Origin of the sequence: Shigella sp. FC1661, from assembly GCF_001712525.1 — a bacterium.
GTDB classification, from domain to species: domain Bacteria; phylum Pseudomonadota; class Gammaproteobacteria; order Enterobacterales; family Enterobacteriaceae; genus Escherichia; species Escherichia coli.
In genome coordinates, this window is the sequence record NZ_MDGW01000210.1 from 23,011 (window position 1) to 30,061 (window position 7,051).

The 7,051-nt window shown below is 51.4% G+C and carries 6 protein-coding genes and 1 pseudogene; 2 read left to right on the forward strand and 5 right to left on the reverse strand.

Features of this window, described 5'->3' with window-relative positions; all coding sequences use genetic code 11:
- Positions 1–50: 50 nt before the first annotated feature.
- The gene (yljB, locus tag BFF42_RS27265) at positions 51–125 is read right to left on the reverse strand and encodes a protein YljB (protein ID WP_001406719.1); all 75 of its coding nucleotides are present in this window, start codon (positions 123–125) and stop codon (positions 51–53) included.
- A gap of 149 nt (positions 126–274) precedes the next feature.
- Between yljB and cspD the strand changes: the two genes are divergently transcribed.
- Positions 275–499, forward strand: a complete 225-nt coding sequence (gene cspD / locus BFF42_RS12980; protein ID WP_000410785.1) for a cold shock-like protein CspD — start codon at positions 275–277, stop codon at positions 497–499.
- A 72-nt stretch (positions 500–571) separates the two neighbouring features.
- Here the strand turns inward: cspD and macB are convergent, their stop codons facing one another.
- Both macB and macA read right to left on the reverse strand, forming a co-directional pair.
- A complete protein-coding gene (gene macB, locus BFF42_RS12985; protein WP_000188179.1) occupies positions 572–2,518 on the reverse strand; it encodes a macrolide ABC transporter ATP-binding protein/permease MacB in 1,947 nt (648 codons plus the stop codon).
- Complete coding sequence (gene macA / locus BFF42_RS12990) at positions 2,515–3,630, reverse strand: macrolide transporter subunit MacA (protein ID WP_000746460.1); 1,116 nt, start codon at positions 3,628–3,630, stop codon at positions 2,515–2,517. Before macA ends, macB begins: the two co-directional genes overlap by 4 nt.
- 150 nt (positions 3,631–3,780) lie before the next feature.
- On the opposite strand from macA, the gene BFF42_RS12995 reads away from it, so the two are divergent.
- Positions 3,781–4,737 (forward strand): VirK/YbjX family protein, encoded by a 957-nt coding sequence (locus BFF42_RS12995; protein ID WP_133298188.1) that lies wholly within the window; start codon positions 3,781–3,783, stop codon positions 4,735–4,737.
- Here the strand turns inward: BFF42_RS12995 and BFF42_RS13000 are convergent.
- Together BFF42_RS13000 and BFF42_RS13005 are read right to left on the reverse strand one after the other, a co-directional pair.
- Entirely contained in the window at positions 4,734–6,392 is a 1,659-nt protein-coding gene (locus tag BFF42_RS13000) for an ATP-dependent endonuclease (protein ID WP_000599805.1), read from the reverse strand. The two genes, BFF42_RS12995 and BFF42_RS13000, sit on opposite strands and share 4 nt — an antisense overlap.
- Before the next feature lie 303 nt (positions 6,393–6,695).
- A pseudogene (locus tag BFF42_RS13005) lies at positions 6,696–7,034 on the reverse strand (IS1-like element IS1B family transposase); the annotation flags it as partial.
- Positions 7,035–7,051 lie beyond the last annotated feature (17 nt).

The following is a 7,051-nucleotide window of genomic DNA, read 5'->3' on the forward strand; positions in this document are numbered from 1 at the left end:
TGACAAGAGCTTATTTGCCTGACCAATCTACTCCACATGATAGATAACTATCATCTATCGTTGGCATCAGCGACATCTGTCACATTCCTGTCAATAGCGTTAACTGCTTCAAATTTTTGATTCATACCTGCCCCCTGGCCCCTGTCAAACGCTTGACGGCTCGCCCTAATTCTCTAAATTGTATTTCCAGAGTTGGCGAGGTTTTGAACAGCCCCCTCTCTGACCCCGGTTTATTCCATCTTACTTGTATAAGATTTGCGAAGGATGTCGAAGCATGGAAAAGGGTACTGTTAAGTGGTTCAACAATGCCAAAGGGTTTGGTTTCATCTGCCCTGAAGGCGGCGGCGAAGATATTTTCGCTCATTATTCCACCATTCAGATGGATGGTTACAGAACGCTAAAAGCTGGACAATCCGTTCAGTTTGATGTCCACCAGGGGCCAAAAGGCAATCACGCCAGTGTTATTGTGCCCGTCGAAGTAGAAGCGGCAGTCGCATAGCTCTTCTGTCTCATTGTGTACATCCTAAAGGCAAAATGCCAGCCCGATCGGCTGGCATTTTTATCTCAAAAATTACTCTCGTGCCAGAGCATCTACTGGATCCAGTCGTGCCGCATTTCGTGCGGGTAACCATCCAAATAAAATCCCGGTGGCCGTCGAGCAGAGAAACGCCAGCAGCAGTGCCAACGGTGAAAAACCAATCTCCCAGCCGGGTAAGAAAAGCTGCAAGGTGAAAGCAATTAACAGTGACAGCGTTATTCCCAACGCGCCACCGACCAGGCAAACCAGTACGGCTTCGATCAGGAACTGTTGCAAAACATCGCTTGCTCGCGCACCTACAGCCATGCGAATGCCAATTTCCCGCGTCCGCTCGGTCACTGACACCAGCATAATATTCATTACACCAATACCGCCCACCACCAGCGAAATCACCGCCACCAGCGTCAGAAACAGTTGTAAAGTACGTGTGGTCTTTTCAACAGTTTTCAAGACGCCGTCCATGTTCCAGGTAAAGAAATCCTTCTTTCCGTGGCGCAGTGAAAGTAAACGCGTGAGTTGCTGTTCCGCCTCGGCGCTGTCAAATCCTTCTTTTACCCTGACAGTAATGGAGTTCAGCCACGACTGGCCCATAACTCGCCCGGACATCGTGCTGTAAGGTAGCCAGACACGCAGCACTTTACTGCTACCAAACATCGACTGTTTTTCTTCCGCCACACCAATGACTCTGGCGGGCATATTGCCGACCAGAATCACCTCGCCAACCACATCTGCTTTATGGGGGAAAAGCTGGCGGCGAGTATTACTGTCGAGAACCACGACCTGCGCACGACCGTTCAGCTGCTCCTGATTAAAGGTGTTTCCTTCACTGAAGGTCATGCCATAGACATTAAAATAATCGCCGCTCACGCCATTGGCACTGGCAGCAACATCAACATTGTTATAACGCAGGCGCAGGTTTTGCGAGACGGCAGGTGTGGCTGAGGCGACCCACGGTTGTTTTTGGATGGCGATTAAGTCGTCGTACTTCAGCGCCTGCTGATATTGCGGATCGTCATCGCCAAAATCTTTCCCGGGATAGACATCAATAGTATTCGTACCAATAGAACGAATATCCGCCAGCACCATTTGTTTGGCGGCGTCACCCACCACGACAATGGAAACCACCGACGCAATACCGATAATAATCCCCAGCATGGTCAGTAAAGTACGCATTTTATTCGCTGCCAGCGCCCGCCATGCCATCGTCAGCGCCTCGTTAAAACCGCTGACAAACTGCCGCCAGCCAGACACCGTGTTGACAACAGGCTCCGTCCCGCCAGCAACATTCACTTTTTCAATGGCGGGAGGATTGCGCACAATTTCGCCGTCGCGAATTTCGATCACCCGCTCGGCCTGAGCAGCGACCTGCGGATCGTGGGTGACGATAATCACCGTATGCCCGCGATCGCGCAGCTGATGCAGGATCGCCATCACCTCTTCGCCAGAATGGCTGTCCAGTGCGCCGGTTGGTTCATCGGCAAGAATTACCTGACCGCCGTTCATCAATGCCCGCGCGATGCTGACGCGCTGTTGCTGACCACCCGAAAGCTGTGCCGGATAATACTCTGTACGGTCTTCCAGCCCCAGTCGTTGCAGTAACTCCTGGGCGCGAAGCAGCCGCTGTTTCCGCTCAAGACCGGCATAGACGGCGGGTACTTCAACGTTCTGCTCGGCGGTTAAATGCGAAAGTAAATGGTAACGCTGGAAAATAAAGCCGAAATGCTCGCGGCGCAGTTGCGCCAGCGCATCGGCGTCCAGTGTGGCAACATCCTGACCGGCGACGCGATAGGTGCCGCTGGTGGCCTTATCCAGACAGCCGAGAATATTCATCAGGGTCGATTTACCGGAACCTGAAGCGCCAACAATCGCTACCATCTCACCGGCATAAATATCGAGGGTGATGCCCTTCAGCACCTCAACCTGCTCATCACCGGCAGGATAGCTGCGACGAATATCCTTTAATTCGAGCAAAGGCGTCATTGTGCAGCTCCTGGTTTGGCCTCACCAATCACCACTTCATCGCCCGCTTCCAGCCCTTTGACAATCTCAACATCGGTATCGTTACGTGCGCCAATCGTCACTTCACGCTCGCGTGTTTCACCATTACGCAACAATTTGACTTTATAACGATTATCGCCAACCGGATCGCCTAACGCCGACAGAGGGATCGTCAGCACATTTTTCACATCGGTGAGCTGAATATGCACTTGCGCAGTCATATCCAGCCGCAGCAAACCATTGGGGTTGGGGACTTCAAAACGGGCGTAATAGAAAATAGCGTCGTTAACCTTTTCCGGCGTCGGTAGTACATCCTTGATTTGCCCCTCGTAGCGCGTCAGTGGATCGCCAAGCACCGTAAACCAAGCTTTTTGCCCCGGCTTCAGGTGGATTACATCCGCTTCAGAAACCTGCGCTTTTACCAGCATGGTGCTCATATCTGCCAGCGTCAGAATGTTCGGTGCTTGTTGTGCGGCAATCACCGTCTGGCCTTGCAGAGTGGTGATTTGCGTGACTTCCCCGGCCATCGGGGCAACGATGCGAGTGTAATCGAGATTGGTTTTAGCCGTATCGAGAGAAGCCTGATTGCGCTTGATTTGCGCGTCAATGGTGCCAATTTGCGCCTGTTTCACAGCCATCTCCGTCGCGGCGGTGTCGAGATCCTGCTGTGAAACCGCCTGCGTTTGTGCCAGACGTTGCTGACGGGAATACGTCACCCGCGCCAGTTTCAGCTCCGCTTCCGCCTGCTGCCGCTGCGCACGTAGCTCCATCAGCGTTGCTTCGACCTCCTTAATCTGGTTTTCAGCCTGTTCAGGATCAATAACCCCTAAAAGCTGGTCTTTTTTTACTTTATCGCCAATCGCCACCGACAGAGTTTTCAACTGACCGCTGACCTGCGCGCCCACATCAACCTTACGCAGCGCGTCCAGCTTTCCGGTCGCCAGCACGCTTTGCTGTAAATCACCGGGGCGCACAATCAGTGTCTGATAAGTCGGCACGGGTGCGTTAAGAATTCTCCATAACGTAATCAGTCCGGCGATGACTATCACCAGCGCAATAACGTAACGCTTCTTCACGGTTTTCCGCTTTTTCATAAATATTCTGAATACTCCATATGCCAATCCGGGTCATTAACTTCAACGAAATATCAACAAAACCCTAAAATTTACGTTAGTAATCACACTATTGATGTTTGGTTAAGATACGCAATGGTGAAATCGACGTCATGTATAACCATTGATTTCATGAATATGTCGCAGCTAACTGAACGGACCTTTACGCCATCTGAATCTCTCAGCAGCCTGTCACTTTTTCTTAGTCTGGCACGTGGACAGTGTCGGCCGGGTAAATTCTGGCATCGCCGTAGTTTTCGCCAGAAATTTTTGCTGCGCTCGTTGATTATGCCGCGTTTAAGCGTTGAGTGGATGAACGAACTTTCCCACTGGCCTAATCTCAATGTGTTGTTAACGCGCCAGCCGCGACTGCCTGTGCGTCTGCATCGCCCTTACCTTGCGGCGAATCTTAGCCGTAAGCAATTGCTGGAGGCGTTACGTTACCATTATGCGTTACTCCGCGGATGTATGTCGGCGGAAGAATTCAGCTTATATTTGAATACCCCCGGGATGCAACTGGCGAAGCTGGAAGGCAAAAACGGCGAGCAGTTCACGCTTGAGCTGACCATGATGATCTCAATGGATAAAGAAGGTGACAGCACAATCCTGTTTCGCAACAGCGAAGGTATTCCTCTGGCAGAGATCACGTTTACCCTGTGTGAATATCAGGGGAAAAGAACGATGTTTATTGGCGGACTGCAAGGCGCAAAATGGGAAATTCCACATCAGGAAATCCAGAATGCGACGAAAGCCTGCCACGGGCTATTTCCCAAACGCCTCGTGATGGAAGCGGCCTGTCTGTTTGCCCAACGTTTGCAGGTAGAGCAGATTATTGCCGTCAGCAATGAAACGCATATTTACCGCAGCCTGCGTTATCGCGATAAAGAAGGCAAGATCCACGCTGATTACAACGCTTTCTGGGAATCGGTTGGCGGCGTATGTGATGCTGAACGCCATTACCGCCTTCCAGCACAGATAGCACGAAAAGAGATTGCCGAAATCGCCAGTAAAAAACGGGCTGAATACCGTCGGCGCTATGAGATGCTCGACGCTATTCAGCCACAAATGGCCACGATGTTTCGCGGTTAATCCGCGCGACCGCGCGCCAGCCACAGCACGCGTGAGAACATTTTTTTCAGCAGCGTCGGTACGGAGTCCACACCACGACGTCCTGCCTCTATTGCCACTTCAATGGCAAGATCGGGTTTGGAAGAGCGATGGATCGCTTTCGAGATAATTTTGCGTAGATTCATCGGTACATTTTCCGGGATTTGCGCCACGCGGTGGAACACATCGGAAAATCCCTGGCGATACATAAAATGTTCCATATCCAGCGCCGGTAACGCCGTTAAATGTTCTCGTTCGGCTTCCCGATCGTTATTCAACAGGCTGCGTACCGTAGCGGCATATTTCTTCCCTGCTTCATCGCCATCGACCAGTACATGCCATTCAATCCCCATTCGGCGGGCAAATTTAACCAGTGGCTTTAGCCCGGACTGGGCAAACTCAATGACCTTGATCCCTTCGGCATCAAAATGATGTCCGCACTGACGCGCCAGTTCATTGATAACCCAGGTTTCCGTTTCCCCTTCCACCAGCAACCAGCAGCGTGCAAACAGCGATGACGGACGGTTAAAACGAATGTGAAAGGATATGCGTCGGCTATCTTCGGTACTCAAGCCACTCGGCCCCAGACGCCAGGCGGCAACGCGCGAGGACTCACGTACCAGTCGGCAAACATGCTCTACCGGCGTTAACGAAAGCAACTCACCCGAGTTGGTGGTGGCAATGCGCTGCAATGGCAGAAGATTCAACAGATGCCAGGCAACTGAAAGCATAATGGGGTGTAAACGGGTTTCTGGATCTTCGATCAGCAACAATGGACGCGCGTCTTTATCCAGTCTCAATGTGCCTTTTGCCTGCAATAAAGTAGCAAACAGGCCGAGCAAAATAACCCGATACGAGCGCCCTCCAGGTCGGTCAATCATCCGGTTGATGATGTCCAGATAGCGCCAGCTTCGTTGCTCATTGCTGGCCCGCCGCCGCATTAAACGATATCGCGCCTGTCCGGCCCCCTGCTCAGAGAAATAATGCTCAAGCAGCTGTACCATTGCGGAAAGTCCCTGACGAATCTGCCCATCAGAGAGATTTTGCGGATGTGAGGATAACTCACGGGCGAGGAAATCGAGCTGGCGCGCGGTGACTTCCACATTAGGGACATTTGGCACCGTGCCGTTACGAATACGGCGCATAAAACGGGCATCACGCAAGCGCAGCACCGGCATTAAACGCACCAGATGGCGTGCCTGATCGTTAATATCCTCGACATCAATCGGATGTCCGTCTTTATCGAGAAAACTGCGCAGTGTCATCACGCTGCCGTCTTCCGCACTCTCCCCTTCCAGACGATAAAAAATACGGTGATAGCCATCGGTGCATGGCGTCCAGCACGCTTCCAGCGGCCGATAACGGCGAACCCGATGTCGGCCTGGCAGCGATTCGCGGAAGGTCAAAATAATATGCAGATGATGTTCTCGCCCGTTGATATCTCCCGGCGGGAACCAGAAATCGTCGCGCTCAAAATGGTAGAGATCTGATTCTGGCGATAGCAGCAGGGTTAAGGCGTCCAGCAAGCTGGATTTACCCCACGCGTTCTCCCCAATCAGGACGTTGTTTTGTTCCAGCATCAACGACAAACGGTTGATACCGCGAAAACCCACAATTTCAACGCGCTCAAGAATCATATCCCCTCCAGAAATATGTGACTTATCCTTTACGCTGGCAGTATAACGGGAAAGGCCTTGCTAATACGTGATGACATCACATTTAAGCATGGCAAATGTCTGAAAAATGAGCGAATAATCGCGTTATACTCCCTCTTGCTGATAAGTCTGCAAAAACAACAAAATCAAATAATTAGCATGATATATTATTTTTTATTACGCCTAAAGGATTAAATCTTTTGCGTGCACTACACTGTCAATCAGACAAATGACTATATGGGGCAACCCGCTGTTGCCCTAAATCAAATTGGTAATGACTCCAACTTATTGATAGTGTTTTATGTTCAGATAATGCCCGATGACTTTGTCATGCAGCTCCACCGATTTTGAGAACGACAGCGACTTCCGTCCCAGCCGTGCCAGGTGCTGCCTCAGATTCAGGTTATGCCGCTCAATTCGCTGCGTATATCGCTTGCTGATTACGTGCAGCTTTCCCTTCAGGCGGGATTCATACAGTGGCCAGCCATCCGTCATCCATATCACCACGTCAAAGGGTGACAGCAAGCTCATAAGACGCCCCTGCGTCGCCATAGTGCGTTCACCGAATACGTGCGCAACAACCGTCTTCCGGAGCCTGTCATACGCGTAAAACAGCCAGCGCTGCGCGATTTAGCCCCGAC

Coding starts and splice junctions, on each gene's coding strand:
- BFF42_RS12995 (WP_133298188.1), top strand. CDS start 3,781: ATGAATATGTCGCAGCTAACTGAACGGACCTTTACGCCATCTGAATCT.
- macB (WP_000188179.1), bottom strand. CDS start 2,518: ATGACGCCTTTGCTCGAATTAAAGGATATTCGTCGCAGCTATCCTGCC.
- macA (WP_000746460.1), bottom strand. CDS start 3,630: ATGAAAAAGCGGAAAACCGTGAAGAAGCGTTACGTTATTGCGCTGGTG.
- cspD (WP_000410785.1), top strand. CDS start 275: ATGGAAAAGGGTACTGTTAAGTGGTTCAACAATGCCAAAGGGTTTGGT.
- BFF42_RS13000 (WP_000599805.1), bottom strand. CDS start 6,392: ATGATTCTTGAGCGCGTTGAAATTGTGGGTTTTCGCGGTATCAACCGT.